The sequence below is a fragment of the Pseudomonas sp. 2995-1 genome, assembly GCF_002742505.1.
GTDB classification, from domain to species: domain Bacteria; phylum Pseudomonadota; class Gammaproteobacteria; order Pseudomonadales; family Pseudomonadaceae; genus Aquipseudomonas; species Aquipseudomonas sivasensis.
The window spans coordinates 1-264 of record NZ_LJSA01000606.1 but is presented as its reverse complement, the minus strand read 5'-3'; the positions used below and the strand labels follow the sequence as shown (position 1 = coordinate 264).

The window sequence follows — 264 nt, the reverse complement described above, 5'->3', positions numbered from 1 at the left end:
GCTTCCCATAGATTCCGAATATGCTTTTTTTCTTTTCCTACATCGGTTAAAAAATCTTTGTATAAGTCATTACCAAATTTTATTGTTTTCATTAATAGAGATATAGACCCGTCACTCTGTTGAGCCTTCTCATAGGCCTCTGACAAATAGCTTAATTGATTCACTCCCTGAATACCACTTTTTTTATTTATGGAATAAGGACTGGTTACACTAGAATAAAGCTTAAAAGCATAATCATATAAATCAAAATTTCCTTCTTGAAGT

The 264-nt window shown here is 31.4% G+C and carries 1 protein-coding gene; it reads right to left on the bottom strand.

The window, feature by feature from the left end; translation table 11 throughout:
* A partial coding sequence (locus tag AOA61_RS32020) for a hypothetical protein (protein ID WP_218197416.1) occupies positions 1-264 on the bottom strand: 264 nt, incomplete at both ends.